A 23,883-nucleotide genomic window follows, 5' to 3' on the forward strand; every position below is an offset into this window, starting at 1 on the left:
CCCTCCTTGAGCCTGTTTGCCCGCGAGCACTGGCTTGATAACCGTGTCGCGGCATACGTTTTCGCTTTTGATGCTAGGAAGTTTAGGGCTTGAGGCGTATATTTACGGGGATCGTCTTAGAAGCAGTCATTCAGAATTTCTGAACATGGCCCTCTCACTAGAATCCCTCGAAGTCCTGGACGCCATTGAACGCAAGGGCAGCTTTGCAGCCGCCGCCCACGAGATGGGCAAGGTCCCTTCCGCGCTGACCTACGTGGTGCGCAAGCTGGAAGAAGACCTGGACGTGCTGCTGTTTGACCGACGCCGCCACCGTGCCGAGCTGACGCCGGCCGGCCGCGCCCTGCTCGATGAGGGCCGCCACCTGCTCCATGCCGCCGATGACCTGGCACGGCGCGTCAAGCGCCTGGCCACCGGCTGGGAGGCCACCCTCACCATCGTGGTCGACGACCTGATCAACTTCCGCGCGCTGCTGCCGGTGATCCACGACTTCTATGCCGAGAACACCGCCACCCGGCTGCGCTTTTCCAAGGAAGTGCTGGGCGGCGCCTGGGATGCGCTGGTCAGCAACCGCGCCGACCTGGTGATCGGCGGCGCCTACGATGCGCCCAGCACGCAGGGCTTCCAGATCCGGCCGCTGGGCTCGATGCCGTTCGTGTTTGCGGTGGCGGCGCACCATCCGCTAGCCACCGAGGAAGGCCCGCTCACCACCATCCAGATCGCCAGGCACCGCATCGTCGCGGTGGGCGACACCTCGCGCAACCTGCCAGCACGCACCCACGGCGTCCTGGCCGGCCAGGACGTACTGGTGGTGCCCACCATGCGCGACAAGCTGGAAGCGCAGATCCGCGGGCTGGGCTGCGGCTGGCTGCCGGCGCCGATGGCGCAACCCCATATCGAAAGCGGCGTGCTGCAGGCGCGCGAGACCGTCGAGGTGCGCGCGCCCGGCAACTTCAAGGTAGCCTGGCGCACCAGCAACCGCGGCAAGGCGCTGCAGTGGTGGGCCAGCAAGCTGGAAGACCCGCGCCTGGCGCAGGCGCTGCTGCAGCAACCCGACTTCGCCGGCTGAGGGCAGGCCTCATGGTAGTGACGGCAGTACCGACGGTTGCCGGGGCAGCCGGCTATCGCGGCCGCTTCGCCCCCTCGCCCACCGGGCCACTGCATATGGGCTCGCTGGTCACCGCGCTGGCCAGCTGGCTGGATGCGCGGGCGCACGGCGGCCAGTGGCTGGTGCGCATCGAGGACATCGACATGCCGCGCTGCGTGCGCGGCGCGGACGACGACATCCTGCTCACACTGGAACGCCTGGGCATGACGTCGGACGAGCCGCCGGTATGGCAGAGCCGGCGTGAACCGTTCTATGCCGATGCGCTGCGCCGCCTAGACGCCGCCGGGCAACTCTACCCCTGCGGCTGTTCGCGCAAGGAGATCGCCGATTCGCTGGTGCACGTGCGCGAGCGGCACCAGACCCTGGGCTATCCCGGCACTTGCCGCCACGGCCTGAACGGCAAGCTGCCGCGCGCCTGGCGCGTGCGCGTGCCGGACGGCCCAGCCGCCACCCTGTGCTTCGACGACCGCTGGCAGGGCCGCCAGTGCCAGGACCTGGAAACCGAACTGGGCGACTTCGTGCTGCGCCGCGCGGACGGGCTGTGGGCGTATCAACTGGCGGTAGTGGTGGATGACGGCCTGCAGGGCATCACGCATATCGTGCGCGGCGCCGACCTGCTCGACTCCACGCCGCGCCAGATCCACCTGCAGCACCTGCTGGGCCTGCCCACGCCGGCCTACCTGCACGTGCCGGTGGTGGCCAACCAGACCGGCGAGAAGCTGAGCAAGCAAAGCGGTGCGCAGGCAATCGACACCACCGCACCGCTGGACGCGCTGCGCGAAGCCGGCACCCACCTGGGGTTGTCGAACCACGCGGAGAGTGTGAACGACTGGCTTGCGCGTGCCACCGACGGGTGGCGCCAACTGCTGGCCAGGCTGCCGCAGCCCCTGCGCGGCTAGCGTCCCTCAAAAAGCAAATGGCCCGCGCAAGCGGGCCATTTTCAGCTACGGCAGGATCAGATCAGGACTTGCGCGGCACGCCACCCAGCAGGGCAGCCACCGGCCGCTTGGGCGCCTGGCGGCCGCGGCTCAGCGCAGCGGCCACTTCATCGGCCGCCTTGGCCTGGGCGACACTGGCGGCGCTGGGCTCGTACGGGCGCGAGAAGAACGGATCATCCGAGGCACGGAACACCTGGCGGTTGGCGCTGTGCTCGTGGCGGCGCGGACGCTCTTCGCCCTCGCCGTTGCCGCGCGCGCGGCGCACGTCACTACGCTCGCGGCGGCGCTCGGTGTCGCCCTGGCGGGCGCGCTCGCCGGTCGGGTCGAAGCCTTCCAGCTTGCCGCGCGGGATGCTGCGCTTGATCAGCTTCTCGATATCTGACAGCAAGCGCTCGTCATTGCCCGGCACGTAGATCGACAGCGCATCGCCGCTGGCGCCGGCACGGCCGGTACGGCCGATGCGGTGCACATAGTCTTCGGCGCTGTACGGCACGTCGAAATTGACCACGCACGGCATGTCGGGGATATCGAGCCCGCGCGCGGCCACGTCGGTGGCGACCAGCGCGTCGATGGTGCCGCTCTTGAAGCCTTCCAGCGTCTGCATGCGCTCGGTCTGGGTCTTGTCGCCGTGGATGGCGGCGGCGTTGATGCCCTCGCGCTCCAGGTGGCGCGCCAAGCGCGAGCAGCCGATCTTGCTGTTGACGAAGACGATGCACTGGCGCGACAGCCCCTGCTCGGCGCGCTGCTTGAGCAGGTGCACGACCGCTGCCTGCTTGTGGCCGTCTTCGACCAGGTACACCATCTGGCGCACGTTCTCGTTGGTCGAGTTGCTGCGCGCCACTTCAATGGTGACCGGGTGCTTCAGGTAGCTGGAGGCCAGCCGCTTGATTTCCGGCGAGAACGTGGCCGAGAACAGCAGCGTCTGGCGATGCGCCGGCAGCAGGTTGATGATGCGCTGCAGGTCCGGCAGGAAGCCCATGTCGAGCATGCGGTCGGCTTCGTCCAGCACCAGCATCTGCACCTGCGACAGGTTGACCGACTTCTGCTGCACGTGGTCCAGCAGGCGGCCGGGCGTGGCAACGAGGATTTCCACGCCGCGGCGCAGCGCATCGGTCTGCGGGTTCATGTCCACGCCGCCAAACACCACGGTACTGCGCAGGTCGGTGTGCTTGGCGTAGCGCGCGACGTTGTCGTAGACCTGGTCGGCCAGCTCGCGTGTGGGCGTCAGCATCAGCGCGCGCACCGGGTGGCGTGCCGGCGAGGCGCTAGCATTGGCCAGCGGCAGCAGGCGCTGGATGATCGGCAGCGCGAAGCCCGCGGTCTTGCCGGTGCCGGTCTGCGCGGCGCCCATCATGTCCTTGCCTATCAGCACGACCGGGATGGCCTGTGCCTGGATCGGGGTGGGCGTGGTGTAGCCCTGCTCGGACAAGGCGCGCAGGATGCGCGCGTCCAGGCCGAAGCTGTCGAATGTCTGCACGGCGGTCTGCCCCGCGGTAGTGGCTTCTGGTGCGTTCGTAGTGGTCATGGGTATCGGTGTCTGGCGGGAGGCGAACCCGGCACAAACGGATACGCGTCTGGAACTCATCTCGCCCTGACTCTCGCCTGGCGCCGGGAGGGTTCCGGCACGGCCATGCTGGCTGCAGCATTTGGCCAAGAGAATCAAAGACTTAAATTTTAGCACCTCTGCCAGCACAGTGGGCATTCTGGCAGCGCCGTGCGCCTGGCGCGACAGTAGGCGGCGCAGGCTGGCGGGATTTCAAGAAACTGTCATATCCGCCACGCAAGATGCCGGCGGCGCGGTGGCCACGGCCGGACCGCGCACCCCCATCTCACCGAGACCTACATGGACTTCGAGCTTTTCCGCCAGACCTGCCAGCAGTTCCTGCGCACCTCCAGCCAGTTCCTTGGCCTGGCCGCGGCCGCCTGCCAGCCGGCACTGCAATTGCCGGCCCTGCCGGCCAGCCAGCCCCAAGGGCAGCAGCCCGCCTGAACTTCAGCGGGGCCACCGAAGCGGCATCCGAATCACTCAGTCGCCGCGGATGCCGTTGTCCTGGATCACCTTGCCCCACTTGCTGTAGTCGGCCTTCATGCGCGCGGCCAGCTGCTCGGGCGGCATATAAGCGGCCACCGTGCCGGCGCCCAGTATTTTCTGCTGCACGGCCGGATCGGCCAGCGCCTAGCTCGGCCGACAGCGTGGCCACCACCTCCCTGGGCGTGCCGGCCGCAAATGACAGGATTACAGGTGCAGGGGCCCGGCCTGGAACAGGCGCGCATCCATTTCGCGCAGGTCCGGCGCCACGGCCACGGGCGTTGCGCACTGGTCCAGCACATCGCGCTGCAGGTCCACGCTCGGGGCGATCTCGACCAGCGTGAGGCGGGCTTCTCCGCCTGCGCCAGCGCGCATCTCGAACACCGCGCGCTCGGTGATGTACAGCACCGGGATGCCGAGCGACGCCACATAGGGCCCGTTGAAGCTCAGGTGCGACACCTCCGGCACGATCTTCTTCACGCGGCCTTCGCGCACGATCTGCAGGCGGCCTTCGCCGGCGCGGACTTCCAGCCCGCCCGCCGTAAGCGTGCCCATGAACACCACCGCGCGCGCGCTCTGCGTGATGTTGATAAAGCCGCCGACGCCGGCAATCGATGCGCCCTCGCCTTCGCCGAACTTGCTGACGTTGACGTTGCCGTGACCATCCAGCTCGGCCAGGCCGAGGATGGCCAGGTCGATGCCGCCGCCCTCGTAGAAATCGAACTGCGCGGGCTGGTCCACCACCGCCTCCGGGTAGGCCGAGGCACCGAAACTGAGGCCATCCGCGGGCGTGCCGCCGATGGGGCCGGCCTCGACGGTCAGCGTGAAGCCGTCCAGCCCGGCCTGGTGCGCCAGCATGCCGACCGCTGCCGGCATGCCCACGCCCAGGTTGACCACGCGCGGCGCACGGCGCGCCAGCTCCATCACCGCACGGCGCTGCACGATGGTGCGCGCGTCGAGCGGGCCGGCAGCCACCGGCGTCGCTTCCGCTTCGACCACTGCTGCCTCGCCCTGCCACGGCGTCACGTAGGCCGGGTTGTAGGACTCGGCAAACGTCATCTGATGGTTGGCGGGGTTGTCGCAGACCACCACGTAATCGACCAGGATGCCGGGCACGTGGATGGCCTGCAGGATCTCATGGTGGTCGACCAGGCTTTCCACCTGCGCGATCACGATGCCGCCCGAGTTATGGGCCGCCTGCGCCATCGCGAGCAGCTCATGGTGGAAGGCTTCGCGATGCGTGCTGAGGTTGCCGCGGGTGTCGGCAGCGGTGCAGCGGATCAGCGCGCAGTGGATCGGGAAGCTCGGGTAGAACAGGTATTCTTCGCCGCGGAAGTCGACCGCATCGACCCAGCATGCCTTGCCCCCGGCAATGGCCTGGCGCGCGCGCTCGTTGACGGCGCCGCCGTGGTAGCGCGCATCCTGCGCGGTGCGCGGGTCGACGAAGGTGTGCAGGCCGATCTTGGTCATCACGCCGGGCTTGCCGCCGGCGATGGCGCGGTACAGGTGCGTCAGCACGCCCTGCGGCAGGTTGTAGCCCTCGCACTGCTCCGCCATGGCCAGCGTGGCCAGCCGCGTGGCCGAGCGCCAGTGGCCGCCGACGATGCTGGCGGTCATGCCGGCATTGCCGAAGTGGTTCACGCCGCGCGCGCCGCGGTCGCCCTGCCCCGCCGAATACACCAGCGTCAGGTCGCGCGGCAGCCCGCTCTGCAGGAAGCGCTGTTCCAGCGCCTCGGTCACGGCCTCGGCATGGCCGGCGCCGACAAAGCCCGCGCTGGCCACGGTCCAGCCGTCCTGCACGAGTGCCGCCGCTTCGCGTGCGGTGATCACCTTCATCGCTGTCTCCGGTTTCGTTATGCCGTCCCGCTTCGGTGGCGAGACGTTTTTCGGTGCATTTCGTTTTTACGAAGCCGCCGTCGGCCCCCATGTAGAAAAGCCCCGCGTGCCGGGGAGGCAGCGGGGCTCAAATGGTAGCGGGGCAATCTGCTCGATCACCCGCGCCTTGATCTTGGCGCATCGCGCTACGGCGGGCATCCCCCAAATGTGGGCCATTGCCATGCCGCGTTGCCGGCAGGCCGCAAACGCGCCCTGCAAAGCCTGTCAATCATGGCCCTGTCACATTCCTGAAGGAATCCGGGTTTTCGCCGAGCGGGTTTTCGCCAGCTTCCGGCCAGCGGGCGAATACGGTCTACTGGACTCACATCGACGGCTTGGCACCGCAAACGCCGGATCGCCACAGCCGATGGTGCCTCAGAACAAGTCCAATGACCGGGAGACAGACCATGGTGACGAAGAAAGAAGACGCTTTCGTACTGAAGAACCTTCTCGCCCTCGCAGCAGTGGAAACCCTGGGCGGCGCGATTGCCCTGGGCATGGTCTTCCACCTGATCTGATCTGGCTTGCCTGCGCGCCGGCGCTGCCACGCCGGCGCCCTGCCCGCTCACTCGTCGACAATCACCTCGAAGCCGCCAAAGATCATCCGCTGGCCGTCGAACGGCATCGGATCCATGCCTTCCTTCAGGCGCGGGTCTGCCATCGCCGCCTTCATGCCGGTGTCGCGCTTCTCCCGTGACGGCCACAGGATCCACGCGAACACCACCGCTTCATCCTCCTTGCGCTGCACCGCCATGGTAAAGGACGTGACCTTGCCTTCCGGCACATCGTCACCCCAGCATTCCACCACCTTCAGCGCGCCGTGCTCCTTGAACACCGCGGCTGCCTTCTGCGCCACCTGGCGATAGGTCTCGCGAGTGGCCTGGGGAACGGCCAGTACGAATCCGTCGATATAGGACATGGGCTTCACTCCTGGTCAGATTGAATCGGGCGAATCGGATCAAACGCGCGATTGCGTCTGACTACCATAGTCCATCGCCACGCCCTCAGCGGGTGGTCCGCTGCCCACGCCGGTCGACCTCGAACACCATGTTTTCCCGGAAGCGCTGCCGCAGCCACTGCTCGTCCCGGCCCTGCGGCCGGCCCGACTTCGCCCAGATCAGGTCGACGCTGACCAGCCAGTCCGTGTACGGATAGGCCACCAGGTCCAGTTCCACCAGTTCGCCGCGCTCCAGCGCCTCTCGCACCAGTTGCCGCGGCAGCGTCGCCCAGCCCAGCCCGCTTTTCACCATCTCGACCAGCGCCAGGTAGCTTTCGGCGCGCCACACCCGCGCCGCGCGAAGGTATTCGCTGGTGGGCAGCTTGTCGGCATGCGCGCTGAAGGCCAGGCGCCGATAGGCATGCAGGTCGGCAAACGAGACCTGCTCGCGCCCGGCCAGCGGGTGTCCCGGGTGCACCACGTGCACCATGATCAGCTTGCCCAACTGCACGAAGGCCAGTTCCGGCGCGTAGTGCGGCTGCGCGAAAGCAATGCCGAGCTCGGCCTCGCCCTGCAGCACCAGTTCGCTGACATCGCCGTAGACCGGGTTGCGGATGGTCAGGTCGACATACGGAAACTCCCGCTCGAATTCGGCCAGCACCGGCATCACCGCGTGGTACGGGATCTCGATCGCCAGCGTCAGCCCGGGCGGGTTGGCATCGGCCAGGCTGGCGGCATGGGCCTGCAGTGACAGGCAGCGCTCCAGCACCGCTTCGGCCTCGGTCAGCAGCTTGCGGCCGGCCTCGGTCAGCGCCGGATTGCGGCTGCTGCGGTCGAACAGCGGCACGCCCAGGTCGATCTCCAGGTTGGCCACCGCCGCGCTGATCGTGGACTGGGTCTTGCCCAGGCGCCGCGCGGCGGCGGAAAAGGAGCCTGTCTCAACCACCAGGGCGAATACCTGCAACTGGTCCAGCGAAAAGCGCATGGTCACCCTCCCACTACCCATCGACTGAATCGATAGGTATTGATTTGTTGTACCGATGAAATTGTGGAGATGATGCCGCAACGGCCGAGGAATCACTAACCCACGCAAACCCGGCCGGCGCTGCCCGATCCGCCCTGCCAGAGGCGGAAGCGGCTTCCATCGAAAAAGGAGACAAGCCCATGAAGACCCCCACGCCGGTACACCCGGTCGATGAAATCCTGCCGCTGCGCCAACTGGCGAGCTTTGGCCTGCAGCACGTGCTGGTGATGTACGCCGGCGCGGTCGCGGTGCCGCTGATCCTAGGCAGCGCGCTCGGGCTGTCCGCGGCGCAGGTGGTGACGCTGATCAACGCCAACCTGCTGACCTCGGGCATCGCCACCATGATCCAGTGCCTGGGCTGCTGGAAGTTCGGCGCGCGGCTGCCGATGATCCAGGGCTGCTCGTTTATCGCGCTGGCACCGATGATCATGATCGGCAAGCAATACGGGCTGACCACGGTGTTCGGCGCGGTGATCGCCGCCGGCGCTGCCACGATTGCGCTGGCGCCGGTGTTCAGCCGCATGCTGCGCTTCTTCCCGCCGGTGGTGATCGGCAGCCTGATCACCATCATCGGCATCTCGCTGATGCCGGCCGCGGCCATCTGGCTCGGCGGCGGCAACCCGGGCGCGGCGGATTTCGGCAGCATGCCGAACCTGCTGCTGGGCGCGGCCACCATCGCCATCACGCTGTTCATCTACGCGCGCTTTCGCGGCTTTGTCGGCAACCTCGCGGTGCTGCTGGGGCTGGTGGCCGGCACGGCCGTCGCCATGGCGTTCGGGCTGACCGACTTTGCCCATGTCGGCAACGCGGCGTGGTTCGAGGTGAGCCCGCCCTTCGCCTTCGGCATGCCGCAGTTCGGCGTGGCGCCAACGCTGGTGATGATCCTGGCGATGCTGGTGATCATGGCCGAGACCACCGGCAACTGCCTGGCCATCGGCCAGATCGTCGGCAAGCCCTCCAGCCAGGAAACGCTGGGCAATGCCTTCCGCGCCGACGGCTTGTCGACCATGCTGGGCGGCATCTTCAACAGCTTTCCCTACAACGCCTTCACGCAGAACACCGGCCTGATCGCGCTGTCCAGCGTCAAGAGTCGCTACGTGGTCGCTGCCGCCGGCGCGATCATGGTGCTGATGGGCCTGTTCCCCAAGCTCGGCGCGCTGATCGCCTCGGTGCCGCGGCCGGTGCTGGGCGGCTGCGCCATCGTGATGTTCGGCATGACCACGGTGGCCGGCATCCAGGAACTGTCGCGCGTGAAATTCGACGGCACCCGCAACGCCATCATCGTTGCGGTGTCCGTCAGCGTGGGCGTGCTGCCGATGTCCTTCCCCGCCCTGTTCGAGCATGCCGGCGGCTCGCTCAAGCTGGTGCTGGAAAGCGGCATCTTCCTCGGCGGCATCACCGCCATCCTGCTCAACGTGCTGCTCAACGGCAGCGACGCGCAGGCCGGCACGGAAGCGCCGCTGCTGCCAGCGCAAGCCGAAGAGTCGACCCTTTCCTGATTTCTTTTCCCCAACCGGAGACCCCAAGCATGACCCGAATCACAGACCCGTCCGGCGCCGAACTGTCGCCGCTCGACCTGGAGATGCTGCGCCAGTCGATCGCGCTGTCCGATGCATCCAGGGCGCGCGGCCGCCATCCGTTCGCCGCGCTGGTGGCCGACCAGGCCGGCAATATCATCGCCAGCGCCGGCAACAATTCGATGCCGCCGGAAGGCGACCCGACCCAGCACGCGGAACTGGTCGCCGCCGCGCAGGCCGCCCGTGCGCTGCCGCCGGAACAACTGGCCAACTGCACCCTCTACACCAGCGCGGAGCCGTGCTGCATGTGCGCCGGCGCGATCTACTGGACCGGCATCGGGCGCGTGGTCTATGCGCTGTCAGAGCACAAGCTGCTGGGCCTGACCGGCGACCATCCGGAGAACCCGACCTTCTCGCTGCCCTGCCGCGAAGTGTTCGCGCGCGGGCAGCGCCAGGTGGAGGTGGTCGGGCCGGTGCTGGAGGACGAAGCCGCGGCACCGCACGCAGGCTTCTGGAAGTAGCCATCCTGCCCGCCGTCCGCCAACCCGGCGGACGGCACGGACCGGCGTTGGACATTTTGTCATCGACACGTCACCCCGCCTTCCTACACTCGCCTGCTCCGGCTCCCAGCAGCCGCCACACCCACCCAGCCAGGCGAACCCGATGCTCCCCTGCAAGCTCCCAAGAACCCTGGCCGCGACCCTGATCGCGGCGGCATTGCTCACCGCATGTGGTGGCGATGACGGCGGCGGCAACCTGTCGCCGACTGCGACGGCCACGCCGAACGCACAACCGGAACAGCCCGGCAAGAAGCCAGACAAGCGGCCCGACCCGGTGATCCGCTGCGCCCCCTGACAACGCAAGTCCCGACGCAATCCGACAAGACCATGGTCTCTCGCCGCAACTTCCTGCAAGCCGCAGCCGGCACCGGCTTCGCCGCCGCCGCGCTGGCCGCGTTCCCGCCCAGCATCCGCAAGGCCCTGGCCATCCCGGCCAACAATGCCACCGGCACCATCAAGGATGTCGAGCATGTGGTGATCCTGATGCAGGAGAACCGTTCCTTCGACCACTACTTCGGCACGCTCAAGGGCGTGCGCGGGTTCGGCGACCGCTTCACCATCCCGCTGCCCAATGCGCGCAAGGTATGGCAGCAACAGCGCTCCAACGGCGCCGTGCTGACCCCGTATCACCTGGATGGCACCAACAACAACGCGCAGCGCGCGGCCGGCACGCCGCATGCCTGGGTGGACAGCCAGCAGGCCTGGGACCACGGCCGCATGGCCAACTGGCCGACGTACAAGACCAATACGTCGATGGGCTACTTCAAGGAGAAAGAGGTCCCGTTCCAGTTCGCGCTGGCCAATGCCTTTACGCTGTGCGACGCATACCATTGCTCGATGCATACGGGCACGGACGCGAACCGTTCGTTCCACCTGACCGGCACCAACGGCCCGACCGCCGCCAACGTCGCCTTCGTCAACAATGAGTGGGATGCGATCGACGGCCTGCCCGCCTCGGCCAACACCGGCTATACCTGGACGACCTACGCCGAGCGGCTGGAAGCGGCCGGCATCAGCTGGATCTGCTACCAGAACATGCCGGACGAATGGGGCGACAACATGCTGGGCGCGTTCCAGCAGTTCCGCAAGGCCAACCTGGCGTCGGGCTTTCCGGTATCCAGCGGCGGCGCGCCGGGCGCGCCCTATGCCAACACCGGCCAGCCGCTGCCGTACCACGCCTACGATGCGGCCACCGACAACGCCGCCAACCCGCTGTACAAGGGCGTGGCCAACACCCTGCCCGGCACCAAGCCCGAGGAATACCTCGACGCCTTTCGCCGCGACATCAAGGAAGGCAGGCTGCCGCAGGTTTCCTGGATCAACGCGCCGTCGATCTACTGCGAGCATCCCGGCCCGTCCAGCCCGGTCCAGGGCGCGTGGTTCCTGCAGGAAGTGCTGGACGCGCTGACCGCCGTGCCCGAAGTCTGGAGCAAGACCGTGCTGCTGGTCAACTTCGACGAGAACGACGGCTACTTCGACCACGTCCCCTCCCCCTCCGCGCCTTCGGTGAACCCCGACAGGACGCTGGCCGGCAAGGCGACGCTGAGCGATGCCGAGATGCAGGCCGAATACTTCAACCATCCGGCGCCGCCGGGCAGCAGGACCCAGCCCGCTGCGGACGGCCGCGTGTACGGGCCAGGGCCGCGCGTGCCGCTTTACGCGATCTCGCCGTGGAGCCGCGGCGGCTGGGTCAATTCCCAGGTGTTCGACCACACCTCCGTGCTGCGCTTCCTGGAAGCGCGGTTCGGCGTGACCGAACCCAACATCAGCCCGTTCCGCCGCGCCGTCTGCGGCGACCTGACCAGCGCATTCAACTTCAAGACGCCCAACTCGGAAGCCCTGCCCACGCTGGGCGGCCGCACCACGCGCAGCGACGCCGACCAGCTGCGCAAGGCCCAGCAGGCCCTGCCCGCGGTACCGCTGCCGGTCGACATGCAATTGCCGCTGCAGGCCACCGGCACGCGCCCGTCACGCGCGCTGCCGTATGAGCTGCACACCAGCGCGCGCTGCAGCGCCGTGGGGCAGGTCGAACTGGTGTTCGCCAACACCGGCACGCAAGCGGCGGTGTTCCACGTCTACGACCGCTACCAGCTGGGACGCATTCCGCGCCGTTATGTCGTGGAAGCCGGCAAGTCCCTGACCGATACCTGGAACGTGTTCCAGGACAACGCCGGGCAATACGACCTGTGGGTGCTGGGCCCCAACGGCTTTCACCGCCATTTCCGCGGCGATACCAACCGCATCGGCGATACCGGCATCGCACCGGAGATCCGCGTCTGCTACGACATTGCCAATGGCGATGTCTACGTCGACCTGATCAACGCCGGCCGCAGGGCCTGCCACTTCAACATCCAGGCGCTCGCGTACCGAACCGATGGCCCGTGGCCGGTCACCGTCGGCGCCAACGGCGACAAATCCGTGTATTGGTCGCTGGAGGAAAGCGGTCAGTGGTATGACTTTGCGGTGACGTGCGACAGCGACCCGGCCTTCTATCGACGCTTTGCGGGACGGGTGGAGACCGGCAGGCATACGGTGAGCGATCCGGCGATGGGGTTGGTGACGCAGGATTGAGCGGTAGTTCGAGGTAAAAAAAAGGGACTGCAGGTATCAACCTGCAGTCCCTTTTCACATTGGTGGGCCTCCCGTGAGTCGAACACGGCACCAACGGATTATGAGTCCGCTGCTCTAACCAGGCATGAGCTAGAGGCCCTTGGAAGCGTTTAGTTGCCTTCCAGGAAGCTCTTCAGCTTGTCCGAGCGGCTCGGGTGGCGCAGCTTGCGCAGTGCCTTGGCCTCGATCTGGCGGATCCGTTCACGCGTGACGTCGAACTGCTTGCCGACCTCCTCCAGCGTGTGGTCGGTGCTCATTTCGATGCCGAAGCGCATGCGCAGCACCTTGGCTTCGCGCGGCGTGAGCGAGTCCAGCACGTCCTTGACGACGTCGCGCATGGAACCGTGCAGCGCCGCTTCGGCCGGGGCCAGCGTGTTGGTGTCCTCGATGAAGTCGCCCAGATGGGAGTCGTCGTCGTCACCGATCGGCGTTTCCATGGAGATCGGCTCTTTGGCGATCTTCATGATCTTGCGGATCTTGTCTTCCGGCATCTCCATCTTCTCGGCCAGCGTTGCCGGATCCGGCTCATTGCCGGTTTCCTGCAGGATCTGGCGCGAGATGCGGTTCATCTTGTTGATCGTCTCGATCATGTGCACCGGGATGCGGATGGTGCGTGCCTGGTCGGCGATCGAGCGCGTGATGGCCTGGCGGATCCACCACGTGGCGTAGGTCGAGAACTTGTAGCCGCGGCGGTATTCGAACTTGTCCACCGCCTTCATCAGGCCGATGTTGCCTTCCTGGATCAGGTCGAGGAACTGCAGGCCGCGGTTGGTGTACTTCTTGGCGATCGAGATCACCAGGCGCAGGTTGGCCTCGGTCATCTCGCGCTTGGCTTCGCGGGCACGACGCTCGCCTTCGGCCATCTTGCGGTTGACGCCCTTCAGTTCCTTCAGCGGCAGCACCACGCGCGACTGCAGGTCGATCAGCTTCTGCTGCAGCTCATGCACGGCCGGCACATTGCGCTCGACGATGGTGCTGTAGGGCTTGCCGTCGGCGACGATGGTGTGGACCCACTCGAGGTTGGTCTCGTTGCCCGGGAAGCGGGCGACGAACTCCGCGCGCGGCATGCCGCACTTGTCCACGATGGTGTTCAGGATGGCACGCTCGAGCTTGCGCACTTCGTCCACCTGGCCGCGCAGCGTGTCGCACAGGCGCTCGACATTGCGGGCGGTAAAGCGGATCCCCATCAGCTCGGCCTGGATGGCTTCCTGCGCCTTGACGTAGGGCTTGGAGTTGTAGCCTTCCTTCTCGAACGCGCGGCGCATCTTGTCGAACTGCTCGGCGATCACGCGGAATTTCTCCAGCGCGTTCTGCTTCAGCTCTTCCAGCTGGCGCGCGGAGGCACCGGCACCGGCGCCGCCTTCATCGTCCTCATCCTCGTCGGCGTCTTCCTCGTCGTCGGACTCGAGGTCCTCTTCAGCGGCAGGCGCAGCGGCGGCGGCCGGAGACTCGGCCACTTCCTCGGCGTTCGGGTCGATCAGGCCGTCGACGAATTCGTCGATCTTGATCTCGTCGTTGGCCACGCGCTCGGCATGGGCCAGGATCTCGGAGATGGTGACCGGGCAAGCCGAAATCGCCATCACCATGTCCTTCAGGCCGGCCTCGATGCGCTTGGCGATCTCGATTTCGCCTTCACGCGTGAGCAACTCGACCGTGCCCATTTCGCGCATGTACATGCGCACCGGGTCGGTGGTGCGGCCGAACTCGGAGTCCACCGTGGACAGGGCCGCTTCGGCCTCTTCCTCGGCTTCTTCCTCGCTGGTGGCGGACGGGGCATTGTCGTTGAGCAGCAGCGTCTCGGCATCCGGCGCCTGTTCGTAGACAGCGATGCCGATGTCGTTCAGCGTGGCGACCAGCGTGTCGATCGTTTCCGAATCGACCATGTCGTCCGGCAGGTGATCGTTGATTTCCGCGTAGGTCAGGTAGCCGCGCGACTTGCCCAGCTTGATCAGCGCCTTGAGCTTCTGACGGCGCAGTTCAAGCTCTTCCTCGGTGCCCTGCTGCGTCGAGGCGAACTCCTTGAGCAGGGCCTTTTCCTTGGCCTTGCGGTCCTTGGCCTTCTGCTTTTCGGTCTTCGGCGCCGCGGCTGGGGTTGCCGCCGGGCGCGCATCGTTCTCGTAAAACTCTTCAGTCACGTCGTCTGTTGTGCTGTCGTCGTGCTGCATCTCGGCCTTGGGCTTGCGGCCACGCTTTTTCGGCTCCGGCTTGATTGCCGGCGCAGCGGGACGCTCGGATGCAACGGATGCAGGTGTCGCGGCACGCGCCTTGGTTGCCGTAGTGGTGGTGCCGGCCTTGGCTTCCCCACTCTTGACGCCGGCGGCTGCCGCTCGCTTGCTCTCGACTTCGGTATTCTGCTGTTTCGCCACGGTGATACTCTTACCTTTCACTGGTGCAGATGCGGCGACCTTGCCGCTCGTACTGGCGCTCTTGCCGCTCTCGCGTGCCGAAGTCGAGGCCTTTGTCTTTTCGGATGTGCGAGTCCTGGTGGGAGTCGTCACGGCGGGCGCTTGCGCGCTACGCACGGACTTTGATGGCGCAGACCGGGCTGGTGTCTTGACTGACGCGGTCGATGTCTTCGCCGCCGTTGTTTTCACAGACGCCTTGCCGCTCCCTGATTGGGGAGCTTTAGAGGTAACCCTTTCGGTTGCTTTGGCCTTTGCCATTGGCACGCTCACTTTCACCAGAACTGGAGAGAAAGATTTCGCAATCCAAACCGGCTATTGTAGCACGCCACGCATAGCCGGCTCCCTGTCAGGTGAGGTTTTCACCTGAAAAATCAAGGCTTAAGCTCGGCAGGGCCGGGCCCAGTCCCTTATCCAACGCTTGCTGCTGTCTCCTGGTTGATGACCAGGGCACCCGCAGGCACCTCAGCCAAGTTGGCGCCGCCGGTGGATTTCCCCCACCAGCCAGCGCATGCGCTGCTTGGCCGCTTCATCGGCCGTGCCCGCCACCACCTCCGCCTGCAGGCCGTCGAGTTCGCGCCGCAGCGGCTCGGCCAGCAGCTTGGTAATGGCCGCATCGAAATCCTGTATTGCGGGTGCTTCTTCGATCTCTTCTCGCAGCACCGCGGTACGTGCCACGGCATACACCTCGGCATAGGGCGACTGGGCCAGGTGCTCGCTGAAGGCCGCAAAATTGACCTCGCCCTGCACGCTGTCGCACGCCTCCACTAGGTGCGCCAGCACTTCACTGTCGCTGCTCTCGCCGCCCAGCAGCAGCGCGCGCGCATCCTCGTCAAGCCTTGCCGACAGCGCCGGATAGCACATCAGCAGCTGGATCACCCGCTGTTCCAGCCCGGTCGGGGCCTGGCGGCGGGTGCGCGGGCGCGGCTGGGCGAAGCGGCCGACGCGGGCCGGGTCGCTGCGCAGGCCGCAGATGGCTTCGATCTCCGCGGGTGTCGTCCCCGTGGCATCGGCAAGTTCGCGCACAATCTGTAGCCTCAGGCCGCCGGCGGGCATGGCCTGCAGCAGCGGCTTGGCCTCGTACTGGGCCCGGGCGCGGCCCTCCGGCTGGCGCAGGTCCAGCTCCTCGGTGACCGACTGCAGCAGGAAGCGCGACAGCGGCATGGCATTGCGCACCTGGTTGGCAAAGGCCTCGGTGCCCTCTTCGCGCACATAGCTGTCCGGATCGTGCTCGGACGGCAGGAACAGGAAGCGGATGGTCTTGTTGTCCGCCACGTGCGGCAAGCAGGCCTCCAGCGCGCGCCGGGCCGCGCGGCGCCCGGCAGAGTCGCCGTCGAACGAAAACACCACGGCGTCGGTCTGGCGCAGCAGCTTCTGCACATGCACAGGGGTGCACGCCGTGCCCAGGGTGGCAACGGCATTGGCAAAACCGAGCTGGGCCAGCGCCACGACGTCCATATAACCTTCGACCACCAGCACGTAGCCAGTTTCCCGGATCGCGTGACGGGCCTCGAACAACCCGTACAACTCCGTGCCCTTGCTGAACAGCGGGGTCTCGGGCGAGTTCAGGTACTTGGGCTCGCCCTGCCCCATCACGCGGCCGCCGAAGCCGATCACGGCCCCTTTGGTGTTGCGGATAGGGAACATGATGCGGTCGCGGAAGCGGTCGTAGCGGCGCGGCTTGCCGTCCGCATCGCGCTTCTCGCTTTCGATCAGCAGGCCGCACTCGACCAGCGGCGCCGACACGTTGTCATCACGATAGCTGCCGAACACGGCCTCAAGGCCCTGCCAGTCATCCGGCGCATAGCCCAGGCCGAAGTTCGCGGCGATCTCGCCGGTGAGGCCGCGGCCCTTCAGGTACTGGATCGCCTGCGGCGCGCCGCGCAGCTGGCGGCGGTAGAAATCGGTGGCGCGGGTCATTGCGTCGGACAGCGCCACCGAACGGGCCTGCTGTTCCGCGCGCTGCCCGGGCGGCAGCCGGTCGCGCTCTTCCGGCACGCTCATGCCAACCGACTGGGCCAGTTCGCGCACCGCTTCCGGATAGGACTGGCCGGAAAATTCCATCAGAAAGCCGATGGCCGAGCCGTGGGCGCCACATCCGAAGCAGTGGTAGAACTGCTTAGTCGGCGACACCGTGAATGACGGTGATTTCTCGTTATGGAAGGGGCACAGCCCCATGAAGTTGGCGCCGCCCTTCTTCAGCTGCACATACTTGCCCACCACATCGACAATGTCGACACGGTTGAGCAGGTCCTGAATAAAGGATTGCGGAATCACCCGACTGACCGTCCTGAGGCATGGCCGTCCCGCGGCGGGCGGCATCTTTTAGGAATGCGTGACCGGTGCGGCGCCCGGCTGCTATCGGAATATTGTAGTGCAGCGTGATAAGGCCGCCCGGACTGCGTGACATCTCCGTGCAACTGCACCGAACCACGCGGATCCGGTGCTTATCCTGCTCGCAACCGATTAAATCAGTATTTACTTTGCTGCGAGTGCAGCCTTGACCAGGGCCGATACGGCGGTCATGTCGGCACGGCCAGCCAGCTTGCCCTTGAGCACGCCCATGACCTTGCCCATGTCCTGCGGACCGGCGGCGCCAGTGGCGGCAACGGCCTGCTGGACTTCGGCGGCGACCTCCTCGTCCGACAGCGCGGCGGGCATGTAGGCCTTCAGCACCTCGACTTCCGCCGACTCCTTGTCTGCCAGGTCATTGCGGCCCGCTTGCTGGAACTGCGAGATCGAATCCTTGCGCTGCTTGATCAGTTTCTCGACCACGGCCAGCACGGCGGTATCGTCCAGCTCCACGCGCTCATCGACTTCGCGCTGCTTGATGGCGGCCAGCAACAGGCGGATGGTGCCGAGGCGCTCCGTTTCGCGGGCGCGCATGGCGGCCTTCATGTCTTCGCTGATACGGGCTTTGAGGGACATCGTGATCTTCCAGAAAGTGGGTGGGCACTCACAGGTGGCGGCGGCGACCGCCCGCTGCAAGGCCCAGAACGCAAAAACCCGCCGAAGCGTATGCCACAGCGGGTCGGATGCAAGCGGGAGCGCCGGGTCAGTACAGCTTCTTCGGCAGCATCTGGCTGCGGTTGCGCTTGTAATGGCGCTTTTCCGCGGCTGCCTTCTTGCGCTTGCGCGCGGCGGTGGGCTTTTCGTAAAACTCGCGCGCCCGCAGTTCCGGGAGCAGCCCGTTCTTCTCTATGGTGCGCTTGAAACGGCGCATGGCAACTTCAAAAGGCTCGTTTTCCTTGAGATGGATCGTGGTCATTTGGCCAGAAAATAAAGAATTTTCGGGATAAGCGGCTCTACGAAGTTCTGGATTGTAGCATCAACAATCCAACGGGGAAGTGGCGTGCAGCGGACACTTAGCGAGTGCCGCTTACTACCCTTCCAGCTATCACCAGACTATCCTTGGGCTACCGATTGCCCTGCCGAAGCAGTGCGCGATGCCTCTGCCGCGGCCTGCCCCGCCGCCACTGCGGAGGCCCAGGCCCACTGGAAGTTGTAGCCACCCAGCCAGCCGGTCACGTCCACCACCTCGCCGATGAAATACAGGCCCGGCACCTCGCGGGCCATCATGGTGGTGGATGACAGCGCCCGCGTGTCGACCCCGCCCAGCGTGACCTCGGCCTTGCGGTAGCCCTCGGTGCCAGACGGCACGATGCGCCAGCCGTTGAGCGTCGCGCCCAGCTTGCGCAGGGCCTTGTCGGTCACATCATGCAGCGGCATGGCTGTATCCACGCCCGAGGCCGCGCACCAGGCATCGGCCAGCCGCGCCGGCAGCCGTTGCGCCAGCAGGTTGCCCAGGTGCTTGCGGCTGCCGGCCTTCTGCTCCAGCAGCCAGGCGGCGGCATCCTCGCCATCAAACAGGTCGATGGCGATCGGCGTGCCGGGGCGCCAGTAGCTGGAGATCTGCAGCACGGCGGGGCCGGACAGGCCGCGGTGCGTCCACAGCAGGTCTTCGCGGAAGGCCCCGGCCGCCTTGCCGTTGCCGGTGGCGACATCCACTTCCAGCGACACGCCGGCCAGCGGCGCGAACGGCGCCCAGTCCTTGCCATCGAAGGTCAGCGGTACCAGCGCCGGCCGGGTTTCGACGATGCCCAGCCCGAACTGCCGCGCGATGCGGTAGCCAAAGTCGGTGGCGCCGATCTTGGGGATCGACAGCCCGCCGGTGGCCACCACCAACGCCCCGGCCCGCACCGTGCCGGTGGCGGTGAGCAACAGGAAATCGTCGCCCTCGCGCCGGATCTCGGCCACGGTGCAGCCGGTCTGCCAGCGCACATGGCCGGTGTCGCATTCGGCGCGCAGCATGGCGATCACGTCTTCGGCGCTGTCGTTGCAGAACAGCTGGCCGCGATGCTTCTCGTGCCAGTCGATGCCGTAGCGGCGCATCAGGCCAAGGAAATCCTGCGGCGTGTAGCGCGCCAGCGCAGAGCGGCAGAAGTGCGGATTGGACGACAGGTAGTTGGCGGGCCCGGCCTGCAGGTTGGTGAAATTGCAGCGCCCGCCGCCCGAAATGCGGATCTTCTCGGCCAGCTTAGTGGCATGGTCGATCAGCACCACGCGCGCGCCGTTCTGGCCGGCCACGGCGGCACACATCATGCCGGCCGCGCCCGCACCCAGCACGGCCACGTCATACCGGCCCGTCCGGGCCGATGTTGCCCCGCTCATCGCACGCCTCGCGCATCCATGTGTATTGCCACCGCCAGAGAAAGGGCAGATTGTAGCGAAAAGCACGCCGCGCGCCGCTGTGCTACCCTGCGCGCTTCCTGCAACCTGTTGTTTCGACAGCCGTTTCCCTGACCGGAGACGGCCCTATGCGCTTCCCATGCTTGTCCTCGGCATCGAATCCTCCTGCGACGAAACCGGCCTCGCCCTCTATGACACCGGGACCGGCCTGCTCGCGCATGCGCTGCACTCGCAGATCGCCATGCACCGCGACTACGGCGGCGTGGTGCCGGAACTGGCGTCGCGCGACCATATCCGCCGCGTGCTGCCGCTGCTGGAGCAGGTGCTGGCCGATGCCGGCCGCACCCGCCAGGACATCGACGCCATCGCCTTCACCCAGGGCCCCGGCCTGGCCGGCGCACTGCTGGTGGGCGCCTCGGTGGCCAATGCCTTGGGCTTCGCGCTGAACGTGCCGATGGTGGGCGTGCATCACCTGGAAGGCCACCTGCTGTCGCCGCTGCTGACGCGCGAGCCGCCGCCCTTCCCGTTCGTGGCGCTGCTGGTGTCGGGCGGGCATACGCAACTGATGGAAGTGCGCGGCATCGGCGACTACACGCTGTTGGGCGAAACCCTGGACGACGCCGCCGGCGAAGCCTTCGACAAGACCGCCAAGCTGCTGGGGCTGGGCTATCCGGGCGGCCCGGAAGTGTCGCGGCTGGCCGAATTCGGCATCCCCGGCGCCTTTGCGCTGCCGCGGCCGATGCTGCATTCGGGCAACCTGGATTTCTCCTTCGCCGGGCTGAAGACCGCGGTGCTGACGCAAACCCGCAAGCTCGCCAACACCTGCGAACAGGACCGCGCCAACCTGGCGCGCGCCTTTGTCGATGCCATTGTCGACGTGCTGGCCGCCAAGTCGATGGCGGCGCTCAAGCAGACCGGGCACAAGCGGCTGGTGGTGGCGGGAGGCGTGGGTGCCAACCGGCAGTTGCGCGAGCGGCTGGACCAGATGGGCAAGCAGCGCAAGATCGACGTGTATTACCCGGACCTGGCGTTCTGCACCGACAACGGCGCGATGATCGCGTTTGCCGGCGCGATGCGGCTGCAGGCCGCGCCCGAACTGGCGCGGCACGAGTATGGCTACGGCGTGACGCCGCGCTGGGACCTGGCGGATATCCGCCTGCCTTCGGCGGCCTGAACCGGACCAAAAAAAAAAGAGCCACCGCATGCGGTGGCTCTTTCCATTGCAGCGACAACGCGGTCAGTCGACGCGCTTGTCCCGCTCGATCACGGCATACGCGCTGTGGTTGTGGATCGACTCAAAGTTCTCCGCCTCCAGCACATACGCCACGATGCGGTCATCCGCATTCAGCCGCATGGCGATATCGCGTACCAGGTCCTCGACGAACTTGGGATTTTCATAGGCGCGCTCGGTGACGAACTTCTCGTCGGGGCGCTTGAGCAGGCCCCACAGCTCGCACGAGGCCTCTTCCTCGGCCATGCGGACCAGCGCTTCCACCGGCAGCTCGCCGGCCAGCTCCACGTCCATGGTGATATGCGAACGCTGGTTGTGCGCGCCGTACTGCGAGATCTTCTTCGAGCACGGGCACAGGCTGGTCACCGGCACCAGCGCCTTCAGGAACACGCGCGTGGCGCCGTTGCGCACTTCGCCGGTCAGCGTGACCTCGTAGTCCAGCAGCGACTCCACGCCCGACACCGGCGCGATCTTGCTGATGAAGTACGGGAAGGTGACCTCGATGCGGCCAGCCTCGGCCTCCAGCTTCTCCAGCATCTTGTCCAGCATCAGCCGGAAGCTGGCCAGCTCCAGCGGTGCGCGCTCTTCTTCCAGCAGCGCGACGAAGCGCGACATATGCGTGCCCTTCTGGTCCGCCGGCAGGTGCACGTCGAGATTGAAGGTGCCCACGGTCGGCACGATGCCGGTCGGGGTCTTCAGGGTCACGGGGTAACGCACGCCCTTGACGCCGACACGCTGGATGGGGATCTGGCGGGTGTCGGGGCTCGACTGGACGTCGGGCATGATGAAGGCGGGGTTGATGTCATTCATCTACGGTTTCCTCCAGGGTCGCGCCCAAGTGGGGCGGCACGAGCCCTTACGGTCGCGGCATTTTCGCAGTCCATCCATGCCGCGCAACGAGTGTGAAACCACGGGATCCGGCAAATGGCACGCCGGCCCGCAGCTGCGAACACAAAAAAGGGGAGTTTAAGGGAATTCGGACGCACTCGTGGTGCGAGGGCCGAATCCCCTTCGGGACAGCAGGTGATCAGGCCACGCGCGAGGCGACCGTGACCTTGGGCTGGTCCAGCCCGAAGCGCTCGCGCACCGAGCGCTCGATGCCGGCCGCGTCCAGGCCGCATTGCTGCAGCAGGTAGGCCGGGTCGCCGTGGTCGACGAAGCGGTCGGGCAGGCCCAGCGTCAGCACCGGCTTGTCGATGCCGGCCTCGGCCAGCGCTTCGAGCACGGCGCTACCGGCGCCGCCCATCACGCTGCCCTCTTCCACCGTCACAAGGTAGTCGTTCTCCGCGGCCAGGCGCTTGACCAGTTCCACGTCGAGCGGCTTGACGAAGCGCATGTCGGCGACCGCGGCGTCCAGTGCCTCGGCGGCACCCAGGGCCGGGTGCACCATCGAGCCGAACGCCAGGAAGCCCACGCGATGCCCCGCGCGCGCACCGCCCTCGCGGCGCATCACGCCCTTGCCGACCGGCACGGTGGTGAGCTCGGCGGCAATGGCGGCGCCCGGGCCGGAGCCGCGCGGATAGCGCACGGCGCTCGGGCAGGTCTGGTGGAATGCCGTGCTCAGCAGCTGACGGCACTCGTTCTCGTCGGACGGCGTCATCACCATCATGTTGGGGATGCAGCGCAGGTAGGCGATATCGTAGGCGCCCGCGTGCGTGGCGCCGTCGGCGCCGACCAGGCCGGCGCGGTCCAGCGCGAACACCACCGGCAGGTTCTGCAGCGCCACGTCGTGGATCAGCTGGTCATAGCCGCGCTGCAGGAAGGTCGAGTAGATCGCCACCACCGGCTTCAGGCCTTCGCAGGCCAGGCCACCGGCAAAGGTCACGGCGTGCTGCTCGGCGATGCCCACGTCGTAGTAGCGGTCCGGGAAGCGCTTCTCGAACTCGACCATGCCCGAGCCCTCGCGCATCGCCGGGGTAATGCCGACCAGGCGCTTGTCGGCCGCGGCCATGTCGCACAGCCAGTCGCCGAACACCTGCGTGTAGGTCTTGCGCGCCGGCTTGGCCGCGGGGCGGATGCCCTCGGCCGGATTGAACTTGCCCGGGCCGTGGTACAGGATCGGGTCGGCCTCGGCCAGCTTGTAGCCCTGGCCCTTCTTGGTCACCACGTGCAGGAACTGCGGGCCGGCACCCTCGAGCGCGCGCTGGCGGATATTCAGCAGCGTCGGCACCAGCGAGTTCAGGTCATGGCCGTCGATCGGCCCGATGTAGTTGAAGCCGAATTCCTCGAACAGCGTGGCCGGCACCATCATGCCCTTGGCATGTTCCTCGAAGCGCTTGGCGAACTCCAGCACCGGTGGTGCCACCGACAGGACTTTCTCGATGCCCTTCTTGGTGGCCGCGTAGAACTGGCCGCTCAAGAGCCGCGCCAGGTGGCGGTTGAGCGCGCCCACCGGCGGCGAGATCGACATGTCGTTGTCGTTGAGCACCACCACCAGCGGCAGGTCCTTGTAGACGCCGGCGTTGTTCAGCGCCTCGAAAGCCATGCCCGCGGTCATGGCGCCGTCGCCGATCACCGCCACCGAGACGCGCTTCTCGCCCAGCGTGCGCGCGCCCAGCGCCATGCCCAGCGCGGCCGAGATCGAGGTCGACGAATGCGCCGTGCCGAAGGTGTCGTATTCGCTCTCGCTGCGGCGCGGGAAGCCCGAGATGCCGCCCCACTGGCGCAGCGTGCCCATGCGCTCGCGGCGCCCGGTCAGGATCTTGTGCGGATAGCTCTGGTGGCCCACGTCCCACACCAGCCGGTCGTCCGGGGTGTTGAAGACGTAGTGCAGCGCGATGGTCAGCTCTACCGTGCCCAGGTTGGACGACAGGTGGCCGCCGGTCTGTGAGACCGACTCCAGCACATAGGCGCGCAGTTCGTCCGCCAGGGTCTGGAGCTCGCGCCGGTCGAGCTTGCGCAGGTCTGCGGGGGCGTCAATCTTGTTGAGAAGTGCGTAGGTCATGATGTCCGTTCGGCCGGCTCTC

21 protein-coding genes and 1 tRNA gene are annotated in these 23,883 nt (G+C 66.8%); 9 read left to right on the forward strand and 13 right to left on the reverse strand.

Annotation, left to right across the window (positions count from 1 at the left end; all coding sequences use genetic code 11):
- The first annotated feature begins 145 nt into the window (after nt 1-145).
- A complete protein-coding gene (locus tag AC3WL8_RS12815; RefSeq protein WP_018311622.1) occupies nt 146-1,066 on the forward strand; it encodes a LysR family transcriptional regulator in 921 nt (306 codons plus the stop codon).
- A gap of 11 nt (nt 1,067-1,077) precedes the next feature.
- Entirely contained in the window at nt 1,078-2,004 is a 927-nt protein-coding gene (gene gluQRS, locus AC3WL8_RS12820; RefSeq protein ID WP_211980018.1) for a tRNA glutamyl-Q(34) synthetase GluQRS, read from the forward strand.
- Between the two features lie 61 nt (nt 2,005-2,065).
- On the opposite strand, the gene AC3WL8_RS12825 is transcribed toward gluQRS, so the two are convergent.
- Nucleotides 2,066-3,568 (reverse strand): DEAD/DEAH box helicase, encoded by a 1,503-nt coding sequence (locus tag AC3WL8_RS12825; RefSeq protein ID WP_176844223.1) that lies wholly within the window; start codon nt 3,566-3,568, stop codon nt 2,066-2,068.
- Between the two features lie 318 nt (nt 3,569-3,886).
- On the opposite strand from AC3WL8_RS12825, the gene AC3WL8_RS12830 reads away from it, so the two are divergent.
- Nucleotides 3,887-4,033 (forward strand): hypothetical protein, encoded by a 147-nt coding sequence (locus tag AC3WL8_RS12830; protein WP_013957519.1) that lies wholly within the window; start codon nt 3,887-3,889, stop codon nt 4,031-4,033.
- A 36-nt stretch (nt 4,034-4,069) separates the two neighbouring features.
- Here the strand turns inward: AC3WL8_RS12830 and AC3WL8_RS12835 are convergent, their stop codons facing one another.
- The 4 genes from AC3WL8_RS12835 to AC3WL8_RS12850 all read right to left on the reverse strand — a co-directional run bounded on the left by AC3WL8_RS12835 (nt 4,070) and on the right by AC3WL8_RS12850 (nt 7,869).
- Entirely contained in the window at nt 4,070-4,201 is a 132-nt protein-coding gene (locus AC3WL8_RS12835) for a hypothetical protein (protein WP_256449251.1), read from the reverse strand.
- A 78-nt stretch (nt 4,202-4,279) separates the two neighbouring features.
- Nucleotides 4,280-5,908, reverse strand: coding sequence for an acyl CoA:acetate/3-ketoacid CoA transferase (locus AC3WL8_RS12840; protein WP_211980019.1), 1,629 nt, complete (start codon nt 5,906-5,908; stop codon nt 4,280-4,282).
- A 604-nt stretch (nt 5,909-6,512) separates the two neighbouring features.
- Nucleotides 6,513-6,866, reverse strand: a complete 354-nt coding sequence (locus AC3WL8_RS12845; protein WP_013957521.1) for a DUF1428 domain-containing protein — start codon at nt 6,864-6,866, stop codon at nt 6,513-6,515.
- A gap of 85 nt (nt 6,867-6,951) precedes the next feature.
- A complete protein-coding gene (locus AC3WL8_RS12850; protein ID WP_492378339.1) occupies nt 6,952-7,869 on the reverse strand; it encodes a LysR family transcriptional regulator in 918 nt (305 codons plus the stop codon).
- Nucleotides 7,870-8,048: 179 nt separating this feature from the next.
- Between AC3WL8_RS12850 and AC3WL8_RS12855 the strand changes: the two genes are divergently transcribed.
- From AC3WL8_RS12855 to AC3WL8_RS12870, 4 genes are all read left to right on the forward strand, one after another.
- Complete coding sequence (locus AC3WL8_RS12855; RefSeq protein WP_211980021.1) at nt 8,049-9,407, forward strand: nucleobase:cation symporter-2 family protein; 1,359 nt, start codon at nt 8,049-8,051, stop codon at nt 9,405-9,407.
- Between the two features lie 29 nt (nt 9,408-9,436).
- Nucleotides 9,437-9,946, forward strand: coding sequence for a nucleoside deaminase (locus tag AC3WL8_RS12860; protein ID WP_211980022.1), 510 nt, complete (start codon nt 9,437-9,439; stop codon nt 9,944-9,946).
- 142 nt (nt 9,947-10,088) lie between these two features.
- Complete coding sequence (locus AC3WL8_RS12865) at nt 10,089-10,280, forward strand: hypothetical protein (RefSeq protein ID WP_153953661.1); 192 nt, start codon at nt 10,089-10,091, stop codon at nt 10,278-10,280.
- Nucleotides 10,281-10,312: 32 nt separating this feature from the next.
- On the forward strand, nt 10,313-12,556 hold the full coding sequence (locus tag AC3WL8_RS12870; protein ID WP_211980023.1) for a phosphocholine-specific phospholipase C: 2,244 nt from the start codon (nt 10,313-10,315) through the stop codon (nt 12,554-12,556).
- Between the two features lie 60 nt (nt 12,557-12,616).
- Here AC3WL8_RS12870 and AC3WL8_RS12875 read toward each other — a convergent pair.
- Together AC3WL8_RS12875 and rpoD are read right to left on the reverse strand one after the other, a co-directional pair.
- Nucleotides 12,617-12,695, reverse strand: a tRNA-Ile gene (locus AC3WL8_RS12875).
- 10 nt (nt 12,696-12,705) lie between these two features.
- Nucleotides 12,706-14,982 (reverse strand): RNA polymerase sigma factor RpoD, encoded by a 2,277-nt coding sequence (rpoD, locus tag AC3WL8_RS12880; RefSeq protein ID WP_041228047.1) that lies wholly within the window; start codon nt 14,980-14,982, stop codon nt 12,706-12,708.
- A gap of 19 nt (nt 14,983-15,001) precedes the next feature.
- On the opposite strand from rpoD, the gene AC3WL8_RS12885 reads away from it, so the two are divergent.
- Nucleotides 15,002-15,367 carry a hypothetical protein gene (locus AC3WL8_RS12885; protein ID WP_035815784.1) on the forward strand — a complete coding sequence of 122 codons (366 nt, stop codon included), beginning with the start codon at nt 15,002-15,004 and terminating at the stop codon, nt 15,365-15,367.
- 95 nt (nt 15,368-15,462) lie between these two features.
- Here AC3WL8_RS12885 and dnaG read toward each other — a convergent pair whose 3' ends face one another.
- The 4 genes from dnaG to AC3WL8_RS12905 all read right to left on the reverse strand — a co-directional run bounded on the left by dnaG (nt 15,463) and on the right by AC3WL8_RS12905 (nt 19,668).
- Nucleotides 15,463-17,274 (reverse strand): DNA primase, encoded by a 1,812-nt coding sequence (gene dnaG, locus AC3WL8_RS12890; RefSeq protein ID WP_211980024.1) that lies wholly within the window; start codon nt 17,272-17,274, stop codon nt 15,463-15,465.
- Between the two features lie 201 nt (nt 17,275-17,475).
- The gene (locus AC3WL8_RS12895; RefSeq protein ID WP_013957526.1) at nt 17,476-17,925 is read right to left on the reverse strand and encodes a GatB/YqeY domain-containing protein; all 450 of its coding nucleotides are present in this window, start codon (nt 17,923-17,925) and stop codon (nt 17,476-17,478) included.
- Nucleotides 17,926-18,052: 127 nt separating this feature from the next.
- Nucleotides 18,053-18,265 carry a 30S ribosomal protein S21 gene (gene rpsU / locus AC3WL8_RS12900; RefSeq protein ID WP_492378340.1) on the reverse strand — a complete coding sequence of 71 codons (213 nt, stop codon included), beginning with the start codon at nt 18,263-18,265 and terminating at the stop codon, nt 18,053-18,055.
- Nucleotides 18,266-18,402: 137 nt separating this feature from the next.
- A complete protein-coding gene (locus tag AC3WL8_RS12905) occupies nt 18,403-19,668 on the reverse strand; it encodes a BaiN/RdsA family NAD(P)/FAD-dependent oxidoreductase (protein ID WP_492378341.1) in 1,266 nt (421 codons plus the stop codon).
- A gap of 157 nt (nt 19,669-19,825) precedes the next feature.
- Between AC3WL8_RS12905 and tsaD the strand changes: the two genes are divergently transcribed.
- Complete coding sequence (gene tsaD, locus AC3WL8_RS12910; protein ID WP_013957529.1) at nt 19,826-20,860, forward strand: tRNA (adenosine(37)-N6)-threonylcarbamoyltransferase complex transferase subunit TsaD; 1,035 nt, start codon at nt 19,826-19,828, stop codon at nt 20,858-20,860.
- 63 nt (nt 20,861-20,923) lie between these two features.
- On the opposite strand, the gene folE2 is transcribed toward tsaD, so the two are convergent.
- Nucleotides 20,924-21,727 (reverse strand): GTP cyclohydrolase FolE2, encoded by an 804-nt coding sequence (gene folE2, locus AC3WL8_RS12915; RefSeq protein ID WP_013957530.1) that lies wholly within the window; start codon nt 21,725-21,727, stop codon nt 20,924-20,926.
- Nucleotides 21,728-21,944: 217 nt separating this feature from the next.
- A complete protein-coding gene (gene dxs, locus AC3WL8_RS12920) occupies nt 21,945-23,861 on the reverse strand; it encodes a 1-deoxy-D-xylulose-5-phosphate synthase (RefSeq protein ID WP_211980025.1) in 1,917 nt (638 codons plus the stop codon).
- Nucleotides 23,862-23,883: the final 22 nt, after the last annotated feature.

The sequence above is a fragment of the Cupriavidus sp. FW305-F7 genome, from assembly GCF_058782875.1.